Below are 22,830 nucleotides of genomic sequence, written 5' to 3' on the forward strand. Positions count from 1 at the left end.
GCGACGATTGTAGATAGTTACCGCAGTGAATGAGCAAATACAGTTCTGGACAAGATTCCTGTCGCGGTGGCGGCCGTCATGCGGCGGGCACCATCGCAGGTCTACAGCGTCCAGAAACGGAGGAAGTCGCTATGGTCAGGCGTTTCTCGGCCGCCATCGCGCTCGGTGCACTCGTCGTGCCCGGCGCCTTGGCCGTCGAGCCAGCGTACGCGAACGAGTCGGTAGCAGGGCGGGTCGACCTCGCCGTCGGGCTGTCCGACCACATCAATTTGGCCGGAACCGGGTTGGTGCCGGCGATCGTGCGGAGTACCCCAACTTTCGACGCCACCGCCGTCGACGCCGACAGCGTCCTGCTCGGTGCGCCCGGGGTCAGTGGTGCATCGCCCGCGAAATGGGCGGACGGTGCGGCGATGGCGACGAAAAGAGATGCCGACGGCGACGGCCGTACGGATCTCGTGCTGCATTTCGACAAGGCGGACCTCACCAGCTCCGGCGGGCTCGGCCCGGACAGTACCGAATTGAACTTGTCCGGTCGAATGTCCGACGGCCGCGAGATCACCGGGACCGACCAGGTCGACACCGAGTTCGCATTCGAGATCAAGTTTGCCGAGTCGCTGGCGATCCGCGGTGCGAACGCCGGCCTGCACAGCGCACGCGGCCAGAGCCTGAGGCGGGTCGAGAGCGTGCTCGACCGGCACGGCCAAGTCCGGGACCTCGTGCCCATGCTGCAGAGCGTCTCGTCCGCCGAGCTGACCGAACTCGCCGGTGAGGCGGAGGAGCGCACCGGCGGGGAGGTGCCCGACATGTCGTCGTGGTACCGCCTCACCATGCCGTCCGGGGTGAACGCCGAGGCCGTCATGGCCGAGCTCGCGGCGCTGCCAGAGGTCGCGCACGTCTATCCGGTACCGGAGCCGGTGCCACCGCCGTCGACCACGCCGGACTTCACCGGCCGGCAGGGATACCTCCGCCCGGCACCGACCGGGATCGACGCCGACTTCAGCCGGCGAGACCCGCGACTGCGCGGCGCGGGGATCAAGGTCGCCGACCTTGAGTACGACTGGAACCCGTTCCACGAGGATCTGCAGTTGGACTGGTCGAGCGACCTGGGCGGCGACGCCTTCCCGCGCTACACGGGCTTCGCCGACCAGCACGGCACGGCCGTTTTCGGCATCATGGCCGGTCGTGACAACGAGTACGGGGTCACCGGTGGGGTTCCCGACGCCCAGTTCTACGGCATCTCGCCGAACGAGCGGCTGCCCTCCGGTCGCACCTCGTGGAACCCCGGGCCGGCGCTGGTCTACCTGGCCGCCAACGGCGGCCTGCGACCCGGCGATGTCGTGCTGCTGGAGCAGCAGACCTCCAGCCCACTCGGCGGCACCCGGTACGCACCGCTGGAATGGATCCCGGCGGTGTTCGACGCGATCAAGCTGCTGACCGCGCTGGGCGTCACCGTGGTCTCGACCGGCGGTAACGGCAACACCAACTCCGACGACCCGATGTACACCCGCAACGGCATCCGCTGGTTCGACCCGGCCGTGCAGCACTCCGGCTCGATCATGGTCGGCGCGGGTAGCAGCACCGACCACGAGCGGCTCAGCTTCTCCAACTACGGCACCCGGTTCGACCTGCAGGGCTGGGGGCAGAACATCACCACCACGGGGAGTAACGGAAACCTGCAGGGTGGCACGAACCCCGCCAACCTCAACGTCCGCTACACGCAGTCGTTCGGCGGCACGTCGGGCGCCGGGCCGATCGTGACGAACGCCGTCGTGGCCATCCAGTCGTACCTCAAGGCCACCGGCCAGAAGCCCTGGACCGCCCAGCAGATCGTCGAGGTCCTGAGGGCCACCGGCACGCCGCAGGGTGCGAACACGGCGGGTCAGCAGATCGGGCCGCTGCCCAACCTGGAGGCCGCCCTCAAGATGATCGAGGTCGACGCGCCGGTTTCGACCATCGCCCTGAGCCATCACGCCAACAGCGACGTGGACCCGGTGGCCAACCCGCTGGTGACCCTGAGGGCCGACGACGGTTGGGGCGTCGGTGTCGCTCGCATCGAGTACCGCATCGACGGCGGGCCGTGGACGGCGTACCAGGCGCCGTTCCGGGTGAAGGGACCGGGCCAACGCACGATCGAGTACCGGGCAACCGACACCAAGGGCAACGTCGAGAAGGCCAACACGCTGACCTTCAACAACCCGCAGGTGCCGGTGCAACAGTAGTCACCTCCCGGCCCACCTCGGTCAGCTTGCCGAGGTGGGCCCGGCTGCTGACCGCATCCATCGCGCTGCCCGCCGGCCATTATGGACGCGATTCGAGGGTCTGGGGAGTTAAGTTCTTGACCACCTCGCCCTGCTGCGGTGTGATAGTGCAATAGCACTCTGCTTGCTTGCTCGGGTCCCACAACGTCCACAGGTCGTCGTGGCCCGGCTCTCGGGTGCCCGACCGGGTTGTACCTCCGGCGCAATGATCCGAAGTTCTCCCGGATGTCACGCACGAGCGTCACACAGAAAGGGGACGTTGTGACAGAACAGCTCATCCCAAGACGAACGCCCTGGCGGCGGAAATGGCGGCACCTGGTCGCCGCGGCGGGTGCCGTCGTCCTCCTGCTCGCCACCCCGATCCAGCCCGGGTACGCCGCACCCACCGCGGACGGCTCGGGCAAACTCCAGCCCGTCGACCCGCAGAACTGGAAAAACCAGTACGACATGACGTGGGCGGACTGGAAGGACATCCCGAACACGAAGTGGAACGACCCGAACGTCAAGCCGTCCGTGCGGGGACTGAAGATCGCCCTGGTCGCGGTCGACTTCCCCGACCAACCCTTCGTGATCACCCAGCCGAAGAAGAGCGACCTGTTCGGCAACCCCCAGATCGACCCGATCAGCCGCGATGAGGTCCCCGAGTTCTACCGCCAGTACTACATGGAGCCCAACGAGCTCAATCACGGGCGCACCATTCACGAGTACTGGATGGAGCAGAGCCGTGGTCAGTTCGGGGTCGCCCAGCTCGACGCGTTCGGCCCCTACAAGATGCCGCGCAACCTCTTCGAGTACGGGCTGAACGAGTTCAACCAGCAGCCCGCCTGCCCGAAGGGCTACACGTGTAACGGCAACCTCAACAACGACGCGGCCAACGCGTGGCGGACCGCGCGCGGCTGCACGGGCAACTGCGGGTACGACGTGATCCTGCGCGTCTACGCCGGTTACGACGAGACCAGCATCTGGCAGGAATTCGGCGAGATGATGTTCCAGAACAAGGAGGACATCCCCGACGAGTGGGGCCCGCCGGCCGAGTTCAACAAGGACGGCAGCCTCCCGAACTGGGCGCCGACCCGCTACGTCGAATGGACCTCGTGGAAGGCGGCGGCCCAGCAGTGGGGCCAGTCGTCGATCCGCCAGGGCGAGAGCTCCGGCACCATCACCCACGAAATGGGCCACTTCTTCTTCAGCATCGGCGACAACAACAACAACCCGTTCTCCCACCGGGAGAACCCCCCGTCGCCCTTCCACCGGGTCGGCTCAGCCCCGTGGGACATGATGGACCGCGGCTCGTTCAACGGCCCCGGCGGCCATCACATGCGCTGGGTCGTACCGCCGAACCAGGGCGGCTGGAGCCCGGCCGGCCTCATGCTGCGGAACAAGATAGCGATGAACATCGTGCCGGCGGACAACGTGCTCCGGATCAGCCGGCAGGCACTGGCGGACTCCGGCGTCGTCGTCGCCAAGGTGACCGCGCGGGCGGTCGATCCGGGGGCGCAGGGCATCTCGGGCATCCGGGTCGCGCTGGACGGTCCGGGGCGTCCTGACCGGACCCCTGACTGCAGCATCAACACGGATCCGTTCTGCCACGGCAACACCGGCTGGGACGATTACACCGTCGAGGTCGTGGACCGGATGGGCTTCGACTCGTTCACGCCGGACAACGGGGTGCTGATCGCGAAGAACAAGACCCGTGAGGGCAACACCTGCGGCTACAACTGTTTCGACTGGGTGATCGACGCCAACCCGCAGGACATCGAAATGGTCGACTACTACTCGCCGGACGGCACTCCGGTGATGGCCACCATCGCCGATCACCGGCAGCTCAACGATGCCCTGTTCCACGCGGGGACCGACTCGGGTTCCAAGTACGAGTACGTCGACCAGGCCAACCGGCTGCACATCTACGTGCTGGACGTGCAGCGCGACGCCGAGGGCATCCTGTCGTACACGGTGGCCATCCGGTCGCTGGACGGGTCCGGGCCCAACGCCCGCGGTGTGGCGCTGGGACAGCCGGTGAAGCAGGGTGTCGAGCCGTCGCGGACCGCGCAGTGCACGTTCCCGCTGAGCAACACCGGCGCGGCGGGCGTCACGGCGGGCCACCCGCGTGACGTGACGACGTTCGTCGGCTCCGACGTCTACCGTCTCTCGGCGGACTCCGCAGGCGCGGGCTGGACGACCTGGATGCCGTACGAGGTCGTCGCGGCGAACGCGGGCGGCACGGTCGAGGTGCCGGTCTACGCGTCCCGCACGCCGGGATCGGCCAACCAGGCCACGGTCACCCTCACCGCGACCTCGGAGAGCGACCCGAGCAAGTCGACGAGCGTGACCTGCCAGGTCCACGTCAAGGACACCACCCCCGGCGCCGGCCAGGGCGAGGGACGATGATCTAGAGGTAGCTCGCTAGACGCGACCGGCGGCAGCCCGAACGGGCTGCCGCCGGTCGCGTTACCAGAATCGTGGCGGGTGCGTCGGGAACCGCCAGGGAGATCTCGGCACCTGCGGGGACGGGCTACCTGGCCACGAGGTCGTTGATCTGCGCGCCCAGCGTGTCGGTTCCGCCGGGCCAGCCGCGCAGCAGCTTGCCTCCCTTGCTCACCAGCGCGACCAGCGGTGGCTCTTCCACCCGGTACGTCCGCCAGACCTGTCCGGTTCGATCGATGCCCACCGGATGTTTGATCTTGTTGTCGCGGACGTACTGGCTCATGCGCTCGACGGTCGAGTCGGTGCCTACGCCGACGAAGAGGACCACGTCCCGGTACTCCTCAGCGAGCCGGTTGATCTCCTTCTGCTGGTCGGCGCAGAGCGTGCACCAGGGTTCGAGGAAGACCAGGACGACCGGCCGGCGGTCCCACTGTTCGGCCATGTTCAGGACCGTGCCGTCGAGCAGTTCCACGGTGAACCCGGGTGCCCGCGGGGCGTTGGTCGGCGGGGCGACGAAGGTGACGCCCTTGGGTACCGGGCCGGGGAGGGCCGCCGGCGGGGGCTGGTCGGCCTGGTCCGTCGAGCCGGTGCAGCCGGCGAGGGCCATGGCGAGGACGAGCAACGCCGGAAGACAATTGCGGAGCCTCATGACACCACCACCTCGCCCGCGATGTCCGCGGCGTCGCTCTTCTTGATGGGTACGCCCGGGCGATCCTCGAGGACCAGGACGTGTCCCTCGACTTGTTCCTTCGCCTCGACCTTGAGCAGCATCACGCAGAGCGTCGGCTCGCGCTTGACCTTGCTGAAGTCGACGTCCATCGCCTTTTCGGAAGTCCCAGTGGGGAGCTTGCCCCGCGCGACCTCGCGGCCGTTGCCGTCCTTGATGACGAACGGCGCCTCGGCGTGGGCGAAGCGGTAGGGCCCGGCCCCGGCGCAACTGGTGCCGGGCGGGCGCAGGTTCCAGTCGGGCACGGTCAGGCGGATGACCTGGGTCTTGACGGACGCGGCGGGCGGGTCGGAGCAACCGCCGGCGAATGTTGCGGTCAGTATGGCGGTGCCGAGCAGGAGCGCTCGTGGTGGGTTCATCGGTTCCCTCTCAGTGCCGGGGCCGGCCGACGGGTGGGTGGCAGGCCCGCCACCCACCCGTCAGCTTCCGGCGGTCAGGCGTGGCGGCCGGTGTCCGCGGGGGTGACTGTGCAGGTGCTGGTCGACCGAGCGGTCGGATCGCTTTCGGATACGGCGCTCAGTGTCACGGTGGTGTTGTTCGCCGCCCCCGGGACGCGGGTGACGTAGACCGGCACGGTCACGCTCTGCCCGAACTGCGCGGTGGCGAGTTCGTTGTAGAGTTCCGCGCGCCAGCCTGACGCGGACGACTCGACCGACAGCCGGTAGACGTCGCCGCGCACCTTGTCGCTGACGTCGCTGGGGTGCACCGTGCGGTCGATGTCGGCTGCCTGGCCGGTGTTGTTCAGCTGGAAGGTGCAGGTGGCGGCCTTTCCGGGGGTGTGCCGTCCGGCCTCGCCGGCGTCGATTCGGACGCCTCGCTGGTGCGGCCCGGCGCCGTCGAGGGAGCGTATGCCCACGGTGTAGGTCCGGATGCCGTCGGCGTCGACCGAGAGGTCGATGATGTAGAAGTGCAGCCGGTTGTCCCGGTCGACCCACTCGTACTCGGTTCCGGAGTTGGTTCCCGCGTTGAAGGTGGCGTCGTTGAGCTGTCGCGGGTCACCCGGCACCACCATGCGTGGCGTGCCGTCCGGTTGATAGAAGTCCACCATGTTGATGTCCTCGGGCCTGGGGTCGACGGTCCAGGCGAAGCACGTGGCGGTGCCGCAGCTGGTGGCCTGCGGCTTCGTCTTGTTGATGATCACCCCGTTGCCGGGGATGAAGGAGTCGACGCCGATCTGCTGCACCGTCTCGATGGTGTAGGCGGTGTAGTCGCTGTTTCCTGCGCAGTTCAGCCCGCCCGTGGACGGGTGACATGAGGGTGTCCGGTCGACCGGACGCGCACCGTCGAGCGTGATCCGTACGCCGAGTAGTTCGTCGGCCAGTGGGCCGACGGCCCGGGCCCTGACCTTGGCGATCACGACTCCCGACTTCGCCAGTCCGTCCCGGCTGAGGTCGACGATGTCCTTCGTGGTGATCATGCCAAGTTGCAGCTTGTTGCGGAGGTTGTGGTGGGGGCCGACGGTTGATCCTCCGTCGGCGGGCACCTTCCAGCGGGTGTGCATGCCGGTGGGGCCGTTCCAGGACCCCTGGCTCATCATGTCCCATTGTCCCGTGAAGGTCCGCTGCGCGGGTACCGCGAACGCGCCGTTGTAGTTGTCGCCGATGCCGAGCAGGTGGCTGAACTCGTGCGCGTAACCGGCGGTGCCGGACGACTCCGCCATGTTGGCGGACCGGTTGCCGGCGCTGGCCCAGGTGAACGAGCCGGCCGCCCAGGAGGTCCACGGGATGTACCGGGTCGGCATCCAGTTCTTCATGGTGCCGTCCGGGTCGAACTCCCGCGGTGGCCCGAACTCGTCCGGCACGTCCTCGGGGGACTGGAACATCATTTCGCCGAACACCTGCCAGGCGGTCGACTCGTCGAGGCCGGCACCCATGTAGAAGACCTGGTCGTAGGAGTTGGCGACGGCCCGGCCGACGTCGGCGATCCAGGCGTTGCGGGCGTCCTGGGTGAAGTTTCCGTTGCAGGTGAACTTGGGCGGGCAGCTGCTCGCGTTGCCGTACGGGGAGTTGCCGTACTCGAAGTGGTTGCGGGGCAGCCGGTAGGAGCCGAAGGCGTCGAGGTCGATGCCGTACTTGCCGTACGAGACTTCCATCCAGTAGGAGTTCAGCGTCTGCCCGTGGTTCAGTGGTCCGGGCTTGTTGAGCAGGTCGCGGTAGAACTCCGCGACGTCGTCGCGTGGCACGTTGCCGACGCCGATCGGGTTGCCGAAGACCGTCGAGCCCGGTGCCTGGCTGATCTGGAACGGCATGTTGGGGTAGTCGAGGACGACGAGTGCGGCCTTCCACCTCTTTACCGAGGGCTGGCGGGCGGGATCGCTCCAGTCCGTCCCGGGGACGGGGACGAAGTCGTCCCAGGTGAGGTCGTACTGGTTGTCCCAGTTCTGCGGGTCGAGCGGAACGATCGCCGGCGCGCCGGCTGCAGCCGGTGGTGGCGTGGCGCCGGCCGTCTGCGGCGCGACAAGGGTGCCGGCAGTGAGTGCGGCCAGGACGATAGTCGTCCAGCGCCGTCGGGTTGGTCGTGGTCTCCAGGACACGGCGGTCCTCCCTGCGGTGGCTCGGTGGGTCCCGGCGCACCAGCGTTGGCGGCCGGGGTCGCTCATGGACGGGAGTGGTCGCACGGGGGGCTTGTCGCTTGTGGCGATCGACGGGGGTGCGACCCCGGAGTTCGGGGTCACGATTGAGAAACGAGGTTGCAATTGTACATTGCACCAGCCGGATTCGGTGACTAGTCTCCGTGGCAAAGCTCAGCCCCAGAAGGTGCTCCGCACCCTCGACATGTTCGCGGTGACCACCCGTCCGCCACGCCTCACGCCCGCCCGGACCTCGGGATCCCGCGTCGGGCGACAACCGTCCCGGCACGAGCGCTCTCTGCTGTTCCACAGGGGAGGTCCGAGCGTGCCCAGCGGCCCGCGCGACGGACAGCCAAGGAGGAGATAATGCGTGTGTACGGCAAGGTCGGGCGGATAGTCGCCCTGTCGGCAAGCGTGGGGCTGCTCGCCGCAGTCACCGCGTGCAATGGGGCCAAATCGACCGGGGACGGAGCTCGCAAGACCTTCGTCTTCGGCGCTTCCGAGGACCCCAAGACCCTGGACGCGGCGTACGTGTCCGACGGCGAGTCCTTCCGCGTCATCTTCCAGGTCTACGAGACGCTGGTGGCTCTGAAGCCGGGCACGACCGAGGTCGTCCCGTCGCTGGCCACCGACTGGAAGGTCAGCGACGACGGGTTGAGCTACACCTTCAACCTGGCCAAGGGCGTCACGTTCCACGATGGTGAGCCGTTCAACGCCAAGGCGGTCTGTTACAACTTCGACCGCTGGTACCACTTCAAGGGCGCCCAGCAGAACGGCGACATCTCGTACTACTGGCAGACGATCTTCGGCGGCTTCGCCACCCAGGACAACGAAGCCGCGCCGAAGACCAGCCGCTACGGCTCCTGCGAGGCCACCGAGGACTCGGTGGCGACGCTGCGCCTGAAGGAGCCGTCCTCGGCACTGCTGTCCGGCCTGGTGCTGCCGGCCTTCTCCATCGCCAGCCCCAAGGCGATCGAGCAGGGCGGGACCGACCTCGCCGTCAGCGGTGACTCGATCGCCTACACCGGCGGCTTCGGCACCAAGGTGGTCGCCGGTACCGGACCGTTCAAGTTCGTGAGCTGGGACCGTGGCGAGCGGCTGGTCCTGGCGGCCAACGAGAACTACCGCGAGGGCAAGCCGGCGCTGGACGAGATCATCTTCCGGCCGATCGCCGACGCCACCGCGCGGATGCAGGCGCTGCAGGCTGGCGAGATCGACGCCTACGAGGGCGTCGCGGCGGCCGACATCCAGGCGGTCAAGGACGTCGGCCAGGTGGTCGAGCGCCCGGCCTTCAACGTCGGGTACATCGGCATGAGCCAAAAGGTGCCGCTGCTGAAGAACCACAAAATCCGCGAGGCGATCGCGCACGCCGTGAACCGCCAGGGACTGCTGTCCGCGGCGTACCCCGAGGGCGCCGAGGTGGCCAACCAGTTCCTGCCGCCGTCGCAGTGGGGCTACAACAAGAGCATCAAGGGCTACGAGTACGACCCGGACAAGGCCAAGCAGCTCATCGCCGAGTCGGGGGAGAAGGACCTGAAGCTGGAGTTCTGGTACCCGGCCAACGTGTCGCGTCCGTACATGCCGAACCCGCAGGCGGTCTACGAGTCATTCGCCGCGGACCTGGAGAAGGTCGGCTTCACGATCGTCCCGAAGACGGTCCCGTGGACGCCGGACTACCTGCAGAACATTCAGGCGGACGGGAAGGGGCAGCTCTTCCTGCTCGGTTGGAGCGGCGACTACGCCGACCCGGACAACTTTGTGGGCACCTTCTTCCGCGAGACCACCCCGCAGTTCAACCTGACCGAGCCCAACATCCAGGGGCTGCTCAAGAAGGCGTTGACGGAGACCGACCAGGCCGCTCGCCAGAAGCTGTACGAGGAGGCCAACCAGCTCATCTTCGACTACATCCCCGGTGTGCCGTTCGTGCACAACCGGCCGCTGCTGGCCCTGGGCAAGAACGTGACCGGCTACCAGCCGTCACCGGTGAGCCTCGAGTACTTCAAGCTCGTGAAGATCGAAGGCTGATGATCTCGTGCTTCGCTTTGTCGTTCGACGGCTGCTTCAGCTGATCCCGATCCTGCTGGGGTTGTCGATCCTGCTGTTCGCCTGGGTCCGCGCGCTCCCGGGTGGGCCTGCCCAGGCCCTGCTCGGGGAGAAGGCGACACCGGCGGCCATCGAACAGATCGAGGCGCAGCTCGGCCTGGACCGCCCGCTCTGGGAACAGTACCTCCAGTTCCTCGGGCGGGCGGTCCGGCTGGACTTCGGCGCGTCCCTGCAGACCGGGCGGCCGGTCATCGAGGAGATGGCGCGCCGATTCCCGGCCACGATCGAGCTCGCCGTCGCCGCGCTCGTCATCGCCGTCGCGGTGGGCATTCCGCTGGGCTACATGGCCGCTCGCCGGTACGGGACCTGGCTGGACAACGTGCTGGTCTCGGGGTCGCTGCTCGGGGTGACCGTCCCGATTTTCTTCCTGGCGTACCTGCTCAAGCTCGTCTTCGCCGTCCAGCTCGGCTGGCTGCCGACGGCGGGCCGGGCGGATCCGCGCGCCAGCGCTGATCATCCCACCGGCTTCTACGTCCTTGACGGCATCCTCACCGGCAACCTGCCGGCGAGCGGGGATGCCCTGATCCACCTGATCCTGCCAGCGATCGCGTTGGCCTCGATCCCGCTCGCCGTGATCGTCCGGATGACCCGCGCCTCGGTGGTCAACGTCCTGCACGAGGACTACGTGCGCACGGCCGAGGCGAAGGGCCTGCTGCCCGGCACGGTGACCCGCCGGCACGTCCTGCGGAACTCGATGCTGCCGGTGACCACCGTCATCGGCCTGCAGATGGGTGTCCTGCTCGCCGGAGCCGTCCTCACCGAGACGGTGTTCGCCTTCTCCGGCGTCGGGAAGTTCATGGCTGACGGCATCGTCGCACGCGATTTCCCGACCATTCAGGGTTTCATCTTGGTGATTGCCGTGAGTTACGTACTCATCAACATGATCGTTGATCTTGTTTACGGACTGCTCGATCCGCGGGTGAGGGTGTCGTGAGCGTCGTGGAGCAAGCTCGCCCCGGGGATCCGGCCGGGCCGGCGGGCGTGGACGCGGTGGTCGGCGAGCCCACCCCGGCGCGTGGCCTGCGCGGTGAGGCCCTGCGCCGGCTGGTGCGGAATCCGATGGCGATGGTCGGGTTCGCGCTGATCCTGGTGTTTGTCGCGGTCGCCGTCTTCGCGCCGTGGATCGCGCCGTACTCGCCGAAGGACAACTCGTGGCTGTCCCAGGTCCGGCCCGGCGCATACCCCGGGCCCTCGGCCGAGCACTGGCTGGGCATCGACCCGCTGGGCCGGGACGTCTTCTCCCGGCTCGTCCACGGGGCTCGACAGTCGCTGCTGATCGGCGTGGTGTCACTGGCGATCGGCGCCACCGTCGGGGTGTTCCTGGGGCTGCTCGCGGGCGCCTTCGGCGGCTGGGTCGACGTGCTGGTCATGCGGCTGGTCGACATCATGCTCTCCGTACCGGGCCTGCTCTTCGCCATCGCGGTCGCCGCGCTGCTCGGGCAGAGCCTGACCTCGGTGATGATCGCCATCGCGGTGGTCAACGTGCCGATCTTCGCGCGGCTGCTGCGCGGTGAGATGCTCGGGCAACGCGCCGCCGACTACGTGCTGGCGGCGCGCTCACTCGGCATCTCCCGGGCCGGCATCGTCTTCCGCCACGTGCTGCCGAACTCGTTCACCCCGGTGATCGTCCAGGGCACCCTGACCCTCGCGTTGGCCATCGTCGAGGCAGCGGGCCTGGCCTTCCTCGGTCTGTCCGGCAGCGACCCGTCGGCGCCGGAATGGGGACGCATGTTGACCGACGCCCAGGTCGCGCTGACCTCCGCCCCGCAACTGGCGCTGTACCCGGGGCTGGCGATCGTATTCGCCGCGCTCGGCTTCACTCTCGTCGGCGAGTCGCTGCGCGAAGCACTCGACCCCAAGCTACGGCGGTGAACAGGATGAGCTTCCTGCGCGTACGGGACCTCACGGTCACCTTCACCCGGCCCGGACATCCGCCGGTGCGGGCCGTCGACGGCGTGACCTTCGACGTCGAGGCGGGGCAGTCGGTGGGGATCGTCGGCGAGTCCGGCTCCGGCAAGTCCGTCACGTCACTGGCCATCATGCGGTTGCTGCCGGCGCGGAACGTGCGGGTGACCGGCAGCATCATGCTCGGTGACCAGGACCTGCTGTCCCTGTCCGCCTGGCAGATGCGCGACGTCCGGGGCCGGGACGTGGCCATGATCTTCCAGGACCCGATGACGTCGCTCAACCCGGTGGTCACCGTGGGGCGGCAACTCGTCGAGGTGATCGTCCGGCACGGTGACAGGTCGGCCGCCGAGGCCAGAGAAGATGCCCAGGCCCTGTTCGACCGGGTCGGCATCCCGGACCCGGCGCGCCGGCTTCGGGAGTACCCACACCAACTGTCCGGCGGGATGCGGCAGCGGGTCATGATCGCTATGGCGATCGCCTGCCGACCTCGGCTGCTCATCGCCGACGAGCCCACCACGGCGCTCGACGTGACCATCCAGGCGCAGATCCTCGACCTGCTGCGTGACCTCGTCGAGGAGAGCGGCTCGGCGCTGGTGATGATCACGCATGACCTGGGGGTCGTGGCCGGACTGTGCGAGCGGGTGCACGTGATGTACTCGGGCCGGATCGTGGAATCCGCCCCGGCCGGCGGCCTGTTCGGGCAGCCCGCCCACCCGTACACCGACGGTCTGCTGCGCTCGATACCCCGGATGGACGGCGAGCGGGGCGGCCTGTTGCACACCATCCGCGGCTCGGTGCGGGACGTCGTGCCCTGGGATCGCGGTTGCGCGTTCCAACCCCGCTGCGACCATGCCGTCGACGCGTGCCTGGGCGCGGCACCGCCGGTGCAGGAGCTCAGCCTCTTCCCGCCGCGCGAGGTCCGCTGTCCACGCCCGCTGCAGCCGGCGGCACACCCCGCCGCCGCGGGACGTCACGAGGGAGGCGCCGAATGAGCCTGCTTCAGGTACGCGATCTCAAGGTCCACTTCCCGATCCGCGGCGGAACACTTTTCCGCCGCCAGCACGGCTCCGTGAAGGCCGTGGACGGCGTGGACCTGGACGTAGCGGCCGGGACCACGTTCGGCCTGGTGGGAGAGTCCGGCTGCGGCAAGTCCACCCTCGCACGCGCCGTCACCCGGCTCATCGAACCGACCAGCGGCACCGTCACCCTCGACGGCGAGGACCTCCTCGGGCTCAGCGAACGGCGGCTGCGCTCGTCACGGCGGAACTTCCAGCTGGTCTTCCAGGATCCGATGGCCAGTCTGGACCCTCGGCAGAGCGTCGAGTCACTGCTCACCGAGCCGCTGCGCGCCCACAAGATCCCAGGCGGATCAACGGAACACGCGCGACGCATCCGGCACCTGCTGGACGTGGTGGGACTGCCGGCGACCGCACTCAACCGCTACCCGCACGAGTTCTCCGGCGGTCAGCGCCAGCGGATCGGGATCGCCCGGGCCCTGGCGCTGAACCCCAAGCTGGTCGTCGCCGACGAGCCGGTGTCCGCGCTGGACGTCTCCGTCCAGGCACAGGTGATCAACCTGCTCAAGCAACTGCAGGAGACGTTCTCGCTGACCTATCTGGTCATCGCCCACGACCTCGCAGTGGTCAGGCACATCAGCGACACGGTGGCGGTGATGTACCTGGGATCGATCATCGAGCAAGCGCCGTCCGAGGCGCTCTACCGGAAGCCGACCCACCCCTACACCAAGGCCCTCATGGGCGCGGTGCCGGTGCCGGACCCAGCGGTCGAAGTGGCCCGCACCCGGATCCTGCTGCGGGGCGACCTGCCGTCGCCGGCCAATCCGCCCGCCGGGTGCCGATTTCACACCCGCTGCCCGTGGCGCCAGCCCACTCGCTGCGCCGACGAGCGGCCGGCCCTGCACATGGTCGCGCCGGGGCATCAGGTTGCCTGCCACTACGCGAAGGACATCGAGGCCGGCCGGATCCAGCCGGCGGCGACCGCCACGCCGAGGTCCGGGGCGACAGCCCCGAAACAGCCGCAGCCCGCTGCGGCGCGCACCGCGGAGCTCCTGACTGGCCGGCAGTCCCATGGGCGGTGACCTCAAGCCGGAGGTCGTGCACCTGCGCGGCGGCGCCGTCAGCATTGTCATCGACGCCAGCGGACCGGGGCTGCCGGTGCTGCGGTACTGGGGTCCGGAGCTGAGCGAGGCGGACGCGCGCAGCCTCGGTCTCGGCTTCGGCGAGGCACTGCCGGTGAACTCGCCCGACCCGGTGGTGCCGCTGGCGATGCTGCCCGAGGCGGCCACCGGACACATGGGTCGCCCCGGTCTGCGCGGGCACCGCACGGGAACATGCTGGTCGTCGGCCTTCGCACTGACCGACGTTGCGGTCACCGGCGGTACGAGCCGGTTCACCGCAGTCGATCACCGCGCCGACCTGGAGCTGGTGACCGAGGTGGAGTTGGCGCCGTCGGGGTTGGCGCGGGTGCGTCACGAGCTGACCAACCGCGGCACCACGGCGTACGTGTTGGAGGGGCTGGAGGTTGCCCTTCCGGTGCCGCCGCACGCCGACGAGCTGCTCGACTTCACCGGCCGGTGGGCACGCGAACGCCACCCGCAGCGTCGGGCGTTCGACCGGGGTGCGTGGGTTCGGGAGAGCCGACACGGCCGTACCGGCCACGACGCGACCATCGGCCTGGTGGCCGGCACCCGAGGCTTCGGGTTCCGCAGCGGCGAGGTGTGGGGCATCCATGTTGCGTGGAGCGGCAACCATCTCACCTACGCACAGCGTCTGCCCGACGGCCGATCCACGCTCGGCGGCGGTGAGTTGCTGCTCAGCGGCGAGGTGATCCTGGCCGCGGGGGAGGCGTACCGGTCACCCTGGATCTACGCCGCCTACAGCCCCTCCGGTCTCGACGGCCTGAGCGCGGTGTTTCATCGGTGGCTACGGTCGCGGCCGCAGCACCCGGTGCCGGACCGGCCGCGACCGGTCGTGCTGAACACCTGGGAGGCCGTCTACTTCGATCATGACCACGCCCGGCTGCGCGCGCTGGCGGAGGCGGCCGCCGACGTCGGCGTGGAACGGTTCGTCCTCGACGACGGCTGGTTCGCCGGGCGCCGGCACAGCAGCGCCGGCCTGGGGGACTGGTTCGTCGATCCGGACGTCTGGCCCGACGGCCTGGGGCCGTTGATCGACCACGTCGAGGCGTTGGGCATGGAGTTCGGGCTCTGGGTCGAACCGGAGATGATCAACCCGGACTCCGACCTGTTCCGGTCGCACCCGGACTGGGTCCTCGGCCCGGCGCCGGGCGTGCTGCCGGTCACGATTCGCCGACAGCAGGTCCTCAACCTGGCGCATCCGGCGGCGTACCGGTACATCCTCGACCGGCTCGACAGCTTGTTGCGGGACCACAACATCAGGTATCTCAAATGGGATCACAACCGCGACCTGGTCGACGCCGGCCAGGACGGCCTGGCATCGGTACACGACCAGACGCTCGCCGTGTACCGGTTGCTCGCCGAGTTGCGCCGGCGACACCCCGGGGTGGAGATAGAGAGTTGCTCCTCGGGCGGGGCACGGATCGACCTGCAGATGCTGGAGTACACCGACCGGGTGTGGGCGAGCGACTGCAACGACGCGCTGGAGCGCCAGGCGATCCAGCGTTGGACGGGGCTGTTCCTGCCCCCGGAACTGATCGGTTCGCACGTCGGACCGTCGCGTTCACACACCACCTCGCGTACCCACGACCTGTCCTTCCGCCTGGCGACCGCGATCTTCGGCCATCTCGGCCTGGAATGGGACGTCTCCACCGCCACCGACGAGGAGCGACGGCAGTTGCGCCGGGCGATCGTCACCTATCGGGGGCTCCGCCCGCTGCTGCACGGGGGAACCGTCGTCCGCGTCGACCACCCGGACCCGTCAGCCTGGGTGCACGGGGTGGTGTCGGCGGACCGCTCGGCCGCGGTGTTCGCCTACGTGCAGCTGGCCACGTCCGTGGACGCCGTGCCCGCCCCTTGGCGGATGCCGGACCTTGATCCGGACCGCTCGTACCGGGTCACCCTCCTCGATCAGATCGGCCCGCCCGCCACGGCTGGTCGATCCGACCCTGCCTGGTTCGAATCGGGTTCGGTCGACGTGGGCGGTCGGGTGCTCGGGGTGCTGGGGCTGCCGCCACCACTGCTGGCACCCGAGCAGGCCGTGCTGGTGCGGCTCGACGCCGTCGGGGAGCCGCACCGCCAACGGTGAAGCGCCGGCGCGACGTGGGGCGGGCGTACGCGAACCGGCCACGATCGTGGGCGCCCGGGCACGACGGACGGCGCGCTGGTCGTCCACCACGCGGCCGAACGTCGTGTCGTCGCGCGGCTGGTCGGCCAGGACGCGCCGCTGCTGATCGGACAGCAGCGCGAGGTCGTTCCGGGCCGGGCCCCTCGGGTCGGAGACGAGGAGGTTCTCGCTGCCGGCTCCGATGGGCCCGCCGGTGATCGGAGATCGGTCCAGGCCGGTGACCGGCAAACCGGTTCGGGTGGCGTCATCGGCGTTGGCGGTGTCTGCGATTCGCGCTCTTGATGACGACCAGGTCGGGGTGGCGGCGTTGGTCGTGCGGCGGTCGGGTCCGGTCACGAGGCGGCTGCCGGTGCTCCGCCGGCGCGGCAGCGTACCGTCACGCCGCCGGGTGCGGGGAGGCGGTCGGGCAGGTGCACCTTATGCGACGTTACGGCTGGAGTCTTTCTTCTGCGCTGTTGTACTGTGACATTGTACGCTCCTCCGTTGTGGTGGTGCCTTCAGCGACGGCGACGGGATCCAGGCCGGGTTCGGTCGGACGGATGCGACACAAGACAGGGAGTACGGGATGCACGCGCGATTGAAGCCATGGCACGGGGTGCTGGTCGCCACGGCGCTGCCCTTCGACGACCGGCTGCAGGTCGATCTCGATCGGTTCGCGGAGCACGTCCGGTGGCTGGCCGCCGAGGGCTGCGACGGCGTGACCCCGAACGGGTCGCTGGGGGAGTACCAGACGTTGACCGAGCAGGAGCGACGCGCCGTGGTGCGTACGGCGGTCGACGCCGCTCCGGACGGCTTCACCGTGATGCCCGGCATCGCCGCGTACGGTGCGTTGGAGGCGCGCAGATGGGCCGAGGACGCCGCTGAGGCCGGTTGCGCGGCGGTCATGCTGCTGCCCCCGAACGCCTACCGGGCCGACGAGCAGGCCGTCGTCGAGCACTACCGCGAGGTGGCGAAGGTCGGCATACCTGTGGTGGCGTACAACAATCCGATCGACACCAAGGTCAATCTCACCCCGGCCCTGCTCGCCCAACTGTGCGGCGAGGGCCTGATCGTGGGCGTCAAGGAGTTCTCCGGCGACGTCCGGCGCAGCTACGAGATCGCCGAGCTGGCCCCGGACCTCGACGTGTTGGTCGGCGCTGACGATGTGGCATTGGAGATGTGCCTCGCCGGAGCGCGGGGCTGGGTCGCGGGCTACGTCAACGCGCTGCCGCGGGCGAGTGTGCAGCTGTTCAACGCCGCCGCCAACGGCGACCTGGCCACCGCCCTGCCGCTCTATCGGATGCTGCATCAGCTGCTGCGCTGGGATTCCAAGACGGAGTTCGTCCAGGCGATCAAGCTGTCGATGGACGTCGTCGGGCGGTATGGCGGGCCGTGCCGGCCGCCGCGGGTTCCGCTCACCGCCGAGCAGCAGCGCGCCGTGCGGGAGGCCACCGAGAAGTCGACCGCCGCCGGGTGCCGGTAGCGGAAGGGCGGTAGAGACGTGCGCGGCAAGCGGCTGTTCCACGCGATCTGCTCACACACCGGGGGCATGCCGAACGACGTCCTCCCGCTCGGTGGACAGCGGGCTTCCCGCATCGGCCACCGGGAGCAGGGGCGGGCCGCGCCGGGGTTCTACACTGCGCTGCACCCGGTCCCCATGGCGGTCGCACCGAGATGGGGATGCGACACGATCCGGGTGGTGCGAGGCGGTGGATCCGGTCCAACTATCCTCCAAGCGGAGGGGGTGCAGTAATGGCGCAGTCGTTACATTTGCCGATGCTCGAGGCGCGGCGCAGCGTGCGGGGCCAGGTCGCCCACGCCCTGCGTGCGGCCCTCGTGGCCGGTGAAATGCGCCCCGGGGAGATCTACTCCGCGCCCGCCCTCGCCGCGCAGTTCGGCGTGTCGCCCACGCCGGTGCGGGAGGCGATGCTGGACCTGGTCAAGGAGGGCCTGGTCGAGACGGTGCCCAACAAGGGTTTCCGGCCGACCGAACTCTCCGACGAGGAACTGGACAACATCACCGAGATCCGGCAGCTTCTCGAGGTTCCGATGACCATCCGGGCGGCTGGCGTCGCAGGCGCCGATGACCTGGCCCGCCTGCGGCCGATCGCGCAACGGATCGTCGAGGCGGCGCAGGAGAAAGATCTGATCGCGTACATCGAGCAGGATCGGGTGTTCCACCTGGAGCTGCTCGCACTGGCGGGCAACGCGAACCTGGTCTCGCTCGTCGGCGAGTTGCGCTCCCGGACGAGGTTGTACGGCCTCACCCGGCTCGCCGCCAACGGCGAGTTGGCCTCGTCGGCCGCGGAACACCTCCAGATGCTCGATCTCATCGCCGCGAACGACCGGCGTGGCCTCGAGCGCCTGATCAAGGCGCACATCGGCCACGTGCGCGGCAGTTGGGCCGGCCGGGAGGAACGCCCGCGCAGGCAGCGGTCACGAGCTGCGGCAGCCGAGAAGAACGGGCACTGATCTCGGCCGGGCTGGCCGAGGGCTTGATCCACGTCCGCGGCGGCGTGATCGTTGCGGTGCCGCGTGGCTGGGTCGATGCGCTGCGTTGCGCCGTTCAGGGCCACTTCCGATGAAGACGGCTCGCTTTCATCTCGGGTCCAACGGGGATGGCGCCGAAAGTGGACTCACATCTTGCCGTGGACTGTTCCGCCGGATCAGGGCGCGAGTCGCACCTGGACGACCGGTTCCCGTTGCCGACACGCGGCCATCGAAGCCGCTCTAGCGGTACTCGACGCGACCGATACGATGTGGTGGCACACACCATCGTGGATCTTCGTGCGCACGGCAACACCAGCAGTTTCGAGTCGACGACTACAGCAGACGGCGGTGGATCATGCGGATACAGCCGCGCCAGGAGATCCTCGACATCTGGCGGGCCACGGTACGCAGTTGCTGGCAGGACGGTGAATGGCACTGGGGTGGCCGCAGCGGCAGCAACTCCATCAGCGACGCGGAGCAACTGCTGACTCTGCTGCTCCCGGCGGCCAAGGTCCCGGTGCTGTCGCTGGACGACCCGGACCGCACCGACGAAGAGGTCATCGAGGCACTCGGCCCGATCGGCGGTGCGATCGAGATTCCCCGTCGGCTGGTCGGCGTGATGATCGACTACTACACCCGGTACACCGACGACACCGGGACCCCGCTGTTCGATGGTGGCAGCTACCTCAACCCGTTGGAGGGTGGCCCGGACCTCACCGACGAGCAGCGCTCCCAGGACATCGTCGACTCGTTCGCGGTGTCTGTCACGCTCACCCTGGCGACGATCGGTTTCGTCAAGGTCTACCGGGGCTCCACCCAGCGGCGCGACCTGCTGGCGCAACTGGACAACCTCGAGGCGATGGCCAGCGCACGCCTCACGGCGGCCATGGTGGGGCTGCTGCGCAGCTTCAGTACCTTCGTCTTCACCGCCACCGACGAGTACGGCGTTCGGCTGTGCGACATGGTCAACCAGGACGAGCTGCCCCGCCGCGAACTCGTGGCGGCGCTGCGCGAGCAGCTGCGGGACACCATGGCCAGCCTGCGCAGCGTGGTGATCGGGTCCGGTCGGGTGACCGAGGACCTGGACAACAGCGAGATGCTGTTCGAGTGCGGCTGGTCGTGGGGGACCATCGCCGGTGCCGAGGAGGTCCCGACCACCGAACCGATCGGCCAGCAGCGCGAGGGTTCGGCGGAGAACGCTCCCTACCTCTACTTCACGGTCATCGCGATGGACGCCATCGAAGACCTGAACTCCGAGCGCACCCGCCTGCTCGGGTTGCTCAACGAGGAGCAGCAGCGGCTGTCCCGGGCACTGCAACTGCGCTGGGAGCTGACCCGCACCTACTGGGCGACGGTGGCGACCTTCGGCAACCGGCGGCGGTGGCCCATCGAGGACATCCCGTGGCGGACGACTGACGGTGACCGCACCGACTACTACACCCTGCAGGCCACGTCGCTGGCGGTGAAGGGACTGCTCGCCGGTGGGCGCGGCGCCGACGAGGAGCTCGGGCGGATCGCCGCGGTGCTCGTGGAGCTGGCGCAGCGGTCGCGGATCACCCGGCGTGCCTCGCCCGACGAGCCGGCGTTGATCGTGCATGCGCCGGGCAAGCGGGTGACGCTGAACGACGACACGTCGAAGCCGATCATGACGTGGAACGTCAACGAGTTCTCCACGGTGCTGCTGCAGCGGGCGGCCACCGTCGCCGGTCTGCTGAGCAACGCCCGGCAGCGCAGCGAGCTGCTCGAACTTGCCGACGAGGTGTGGGAGCACCTGCTGCTGCGGCGTATCCCGGACGGCCGTCACCGCGGGCTGTGGGACCACGCCGGCGGTGCCTTCCCCGGGCTGGCGCCGAAGCCGGACGCACCCTCCTGGTATCTGACCGAGCGGGTGGTGCAGGCCCTGGTCAGCGCCGGTCAGCTGCTCTGGGAGCGGCCGTTCCCACGAGCCGGCCGGCTCGCCGCGTACGCGCAGGATCTCATCGACGAGGCCGAGTACCTGTTCGACCGCGAGTTGATGCGCGGCACGTTCGCCGGTGAGGCGATGCAGCGCAGCATGCGCAGCATCCGGGCCAGCCTGCGCCGGGCGCAGACGCTGGTGGACGAACGGCCCGGCACGGCGGCCGCTCTGGCGAACACCCTGCTGCTGCTGCTCAACGACATCACCACCGGGCAGCAGAAAGCCAGCGAGGGGATCTGAATGCTGGTCTTCGTCACGTCGCACAAGGGCGGCACCGGGCGTTCGGTGACCGCGGCGAACATCGCCTACCGCAGTGCGTTGTCCGGCCGCCCCACCTGCTACCTGGACTACGACTTCGGTTCGCCGACGGCCGGCATCACGTTCCAGATCCCGCAGGCGGTCAACGGGGTGGAGGGCGCCGGGCCGAACGGCGGCGGCCTGCATCGGTACCTGCGCGGGGAGATCCCGTCGCCGGAGCAGCTGGACGTGTGGGGCACCTCGGAGCGGGCCAGCCTGCGGCAGCGGCCCATCGGGTCCGGTCCGCTGGTGCTGCTGCCCGGACAGCGCAACGGCAGCGAGTTCGGCTTCACCAACGACATCGCCAAGCGCTGCGCCGAGCTCTTCCTCCGGTTGGAGGAGGAGTTCGACCTGACGCTGGTGGACCTCAGCGCCGGCCGGTCCTACGCCAGCCAGATCGCGCTGGCGGCCACCGCCACGCCCACCCTGCGGAAGGTGACCGTTCGTTGGTTGGTCTTCCACCGGTGGACCCCCCAGCACGTCACGGCGGCCGCGGACCTGGCCTTCGAGGCCGGCGGGATCCTGGCCATGGGCAAGGAGTACGGCCACGAGCCGGAGCGGCTGCGTGAGTCGTTGCGGTTCATCCGCACCGCGGTGATCGATTCGCGCGGTCCCGAGGTCGGGCACCTCGACCTCGCGCAGCAGGCCTTTCTGCGCAAGTGCGACGCGGAACTGTCGGAGCTGGCCCGACGGCGGGGCGTCGGGCGCACCACACTGCTCGGTGCGGTGCCGCTGGATCCCCTGCTGCAGTGGCGTGAGCAGCTCATCTCGGACCACGACGTGCAGACCAAGATCGCGAACGCCAAGACCGTGGACGCCTTCGTGGATCTGACCGAGAAGCTCTTCGACGAAACGGCATGGGAGACCGCGTGATCGGCGTGGATGTCAGGTTCCAGGAGGCGGCTGCGGTGCGTCGTACGGAGAGCGTGGCGTACTCGCATCTGTCGGTGGAGTTGGGGCACTTCTACGCGGAGGACTTCGGCGACGGGTGCCACGAGCTGCGGCGCAAGTTCGAGCGGATCGCGGACTGGGCGGGGGCGATCCCGGCGCTGGCCCGACGAGGACTGCCGCCGAACCGGCAGCCCCGGATCAGCACCTGCTTCCTGGTGGACGACTACTTCCACCGGTTCGGCACCCCGCGCGAGGTGATCCCGCAGGTGCAGAGCGCCGCGGCGGAGCACGGCCTGACGGTGGACTACGTGGCCCGGGAGTCCAGCTTCGCCCGGCACGACGGAGTCGAGCTGGCCCAACTGGTGGTCGACACCCTGGTGGTGGAGCCGCCCCGGCACACCAACGGGAGCCGCCCGCCGCTGAGCGAGTCGGGCTGGCTGTCCAACGGTAAGCGCTCGCCCGGGCACGTCGACGCGCCGGCGATGACCCTGCCACTGCCGTGGTCCCCGCCGGTGCAGTCCGGCGACCCCCAGCACTCCATCTTCGTCGACGTCGAGCTGTGGTCCGACGAGCCGAACACGCGGGTGTGGGCCTGCGCGCTGCTCGCCTCGGTCTGGCAGATGACTCGGCTGGGCGTGCTACGGCACCGGGGTGAGACGATCACGCAGCCGTGCCGGCTTGCCGGCGAACTGCCCACCGACTGGGACGAGCTGCCGTCGGTCGTCCAGCTGAACCCGGTCGCCGCGCCGTTCTGCGCGTATCGCACGCTGACCCTGATGGACACCCGGTACCTGCCGGTGGAGCTCGCCGTGCGGACCATCCTCGGTCAGGTCGCGGTGCCCCCGCCGGTCGCCCGGCAGATCGCCAAGCGGGCCGGCGGGGAGGGCCTGCAGCTGCCCAGCGAGCTGGTCGACCGGTTGAGCTACGTGTTCATCGGCGAGTGA

At 69.1% G+C, this 22,830-nt stretch carries 16 protein-coding genes; 13 read left to right on the top strand and 3 right to left on the bottom strand.

Annotated features, from left to right (window positions below; genetic code table 11):
- Positions 1-131 precede the first annotated feature (131 nt).
- Together ACGF4F_RS02780 and ACGF4F_RS02785 are read left to right on the top strand one after the other, a co-directional pair.
- A complete protein-coding gene (locus ACGF4F_RS02780; RefSeq protein ID WP_357442925.1) occupies positions 132-2,219 on the top strand; it encodes an OmpL47-type beta-barrel domain-containing protein in 2,088 nt (695 codons plus the stop codon).
- Positions 2,220-2,519: 300 nt separating this feature from the next.
- Positions 2,520-4,646 carry a peptidase M6 gene (locus ACGF4F_RS02785; RefSeq protein ID WP_357442926.1) on the top strand — a complete coding sequence of 709 codons (2,127 nt, stop codon included), beginning with the start codon at positions 2,520-2,522 and terminating at the stop codon, positions 4,644-4,646.
- A gap of 124 nt (positions 4,647-4,770) precedes the next feature.
- Here the strand turns inward: ACGF4F_RS02785 and ACGF4F_RS02790 are convergent, their stop codons facing one another.
- The 3 genes from ACGF4F_RS02790 to ACGF4F_RS02800 form a co-directional block, all read right to left on the bottom strand.
- Complete coding sequence (locus ACGF4F_RS02790; RefSeq protein WP_393074215.1) at positions 4,771-5,331, bottom strand: TlpA family protein disulfide reductase; 561 nt, start codon at positions 5,329-5,331, stop codon at positions 4,771-4,773.
- Positions 5,328-5,768 (bottom strand): hypothetical protein, encoded by a 441-nt coding sequence (locus tag ACGF4F_RS02795; RefSeq protein ID WP_393074218.1) that lies wholly within the window; start codon positions 5,766-5,768, stop codon positions 5,328-5,330. Before ACGF4F_RS02795 ends, ACGF4F_RS02790 begins: the two co-directional genes overlap by 4 nt.
- A gap of 74 nt (positions 5,769-5,842) precedes the next feature.
- Entirely contained in the window at positions 5,843-7,942 is a 2,100-nt protein-coding gene (locus tag ACGF4F_RS02800) for an immune inhibitor A domain-containing protein (protein ID WP_393074221.1), read from the bottom strand.
- 402 nt (positions 7,943-8,344) lie between these two features.
- Between ACGF4F_RS02800 and ACGF4F_RS02805 the strand changes: the two genes are divergently transcribed.
- The 11 genes from ACGF4F_RS02805 to ACGF4F_RS02855 all read left to right on the top strand — a co-directional run bounded on the left by ACGF4F_RS02805 (position 8,345) and on the right by ACGF4F_RS02855 (position 22,830).
- Entirely contained in the window at positions 8,345-10,003 is a 1,659-nt protein-coding gene (locus tag ACGF4F_RS02805; RefSeq protein ID WP_393074224.1) for an ABC transporter substrate-binding protein, read from the top strand.
- A 7-nt stretch (positions 10,004-10,010) separates the two neighbouring features.
- Positions 10,011-11,015 carry an ABC transporter permease gene (locus ACGF4F_RS02810; protein ID WP_357442938.1) on the top strand — a complete coding sequence of 335 codons (1,005 nt, stop codon included), beginning with the start codon at positions 10,011-10,013 and terminating at the stop codon, positions 11,013-11,015.
- Entirely contained in the window at positions 11,012-11,953 is a 942-nt protein-coding gene (locus ACGF4F_RS02815) for an ABC transporter permease (protein WP_393074228.1), read from the top strand. Before ACGF4F_RS02810 ends, ACGF4F_RS02815 begins: the two co-directional genes overlap by 4 nt.
- Before the next feature lie 5 nt (positions 11,954-11,958).
- Entirely contained in the window at positions 11,959-12,981 is a 1,023-nt protein-coding gene (locus ACGF4F_RS02820) for an ABC transporter ATP-binding protein (protein WP_393074231.1), read from the top strand.
- Complete coding sequence (locus tag ACGF4F_RS02825) at positions 12,978-14,087, top strand: ABC transporter ATP-binding protein (RefSeq protein ID WP_393074234.1); 1,110 nt, start codon at positions 12,978-12,980, stop codon at positions 14,085-14,087. Before ACGF4F_RS02820 ends, ACGF4F_RS02825 begins: the two co-directional genes overlap by 4 nt.
- Positions 14,077-16,233 (top strand): alpha-galactosidase, encoded by a 2,157-nt coding sequence (locus ACGF4F_RS02830; RefSeq protein ID WP_393074237.1) that lies wholly within the window; start codon positions 14,077-14,079, stop codon positions 16,231-16,233. The genes ACGF4F_RS02825 and ACGF4F_RS02830 overlap by 11 nt, the downstream gene beginning before the upstream one ends.
- Before the next feature lie 604 nt (positions 16,234-16,837).
- Complete coding sequence (locus ACGF4F_RS02835) at positions 16,838-17,734, top strand: dihydrodipicolinate synthase family protein (RefSeq protein ID WP_393074240.1); 897 nt, start codon at positions 16,838-16,840, stop codon at positions 17,732-17,734.
- Positions 17,735-18,027: 293 nt separating this feature from the next.
- A complete protein-coding gene (locus ACGF4F_RS02840) occupies positions 18,028-18,723 on the top strand; it encodes a GntR family transcriptional regulator (RefSeq protein ID WP_357442951.1) in 696 nt (231 codons plus the stop codon).
- A gap of 373 nt (positions 18,724-19,096) precedes the next feature.
- Positions 19,097-20,938 carry an SCO2524 family protein gene (locus tag ACGF4F_RS02845; protein WP_357442953.1) on the top strand — a complete coding sequence of 614 codons (1,842 nt, stop codon included), beginning with the start codon at positions 19,097-19,099 and terminating at the stop codon, positions 20,936-20,938.
- Positions 20,939-21,868, top strand: coding sequence for an SCO2523 family variant P-loop protein (locus tag ACGF4F_RS02850; protein WP_073837225.1), 930 nt, complete (start codon positions 20,939-20,941; stop codon positions 21,866-21,868).
- Positions 21,865-22,830 (top strand): SCO2522 family protein, encoded by a 966-nt coding sequence (locus ACGF4F_RS02855; protein WP_393074245.1) that lies wholly within the window; start codon positions 21,865-21,867, stop codon positions 22,828-22,830. Before ACGF4F_RS02850 ends, ACGF4F_RS02855 begins: the two co-directional genes overlap by 4 nt.

The sequence above is a fragment of the Micromonospora sp. NPDC047740 genome (assembly GCF_043204735.1).
In the GTDB taxonomy this organism is placed as follows: domain Bacteria; phylum Actinomycetota; class Actinomycetes; order Mycobacteriales; family Micromonosporaceae; genus Micromonospora.

Bases quoted from the DNA above. Each gene is read 5' to 3' on its own strand.
- ACGF4F_RS02780 (WP_357442925.1), top strand. From the start codon at position 132: ATGGTCAGGCGTTTCTCGGCCGCCATCGCGCTCGGTGCACTCGTCGTG.
- ACGF4F_RS02790 (WP_393074215.1), bottom strand. From the start codon at position 5,331: ATGAGGCTCCGCAATTGTCTTCCGGCGTTGCTCGTCCTCGCCATGGCC.
- ACGF4F_RS02795 (WP_393074218.1), bottom strand. From the start codon at position 5,768: ATGAACCCACCACGAGCGCTCCTGCTCGGCACCGCCATACTGACCGCA.
- ACGF4F_RS02805 (WP_393074224.1), top strand. From the start codon at position 8,345: ATGCGTGTGTACGGCAAGGTCGGGCGGATAGTCGCCCTGTCGGCAAGC.
- ACGF4F_RS02820 (WP_393074231.1), top strand. From the start codon at position 11,959: ATGAGCTTCCTGCGCGTACGGGACCTCACGGTCACCTTCACCCGGCCC.
- ACGF4F_RS02825 (WP_393074234.1), top strand. From the start codon at position 12,978: ATGAGCCTGCTTCAGGTACGCGATCTCAAGGTCCACTTCCCGATCCGC.
- ACGF4F_RS02830 (WP_393074237.1), top strand. From the start codon at position 14,077: ATGGGCGGTGACCTCAAGCCGGAGGTCGTGCACCTGCGCGGCGGCGCC.
- ACGF4F_RS02835 (WP_393074240.1), top strand. From the start codon at position 16,838: ATGCACGCGCGATTGAAGCCATGGCACGGGGTGCTGGTCGCCACGGCG.
- ACGF4F_RS02840 (WP_357442951.1), top strand. From the start codon at position 18,028: ATGCTCGAGGCGCGGCGCAGCGTGCGGGGCCAGGTCGCCCACGCCCTG.
- ACGF4F_RS02845 (WP_357442953.1), top strand. From the start codon at position 19,097: ATGCGGATACAGCCGCGCCAGGAGATCCTCGACATCTGGCGGGCCACG.
- ACGF4F_RS02850 (WP_073837225.1), top strand. From the start codon at position 20,939: ATGCTGGTCTTCGTCACGTCGCACAAGGGCGGCACCGGGCGTTCGGTG.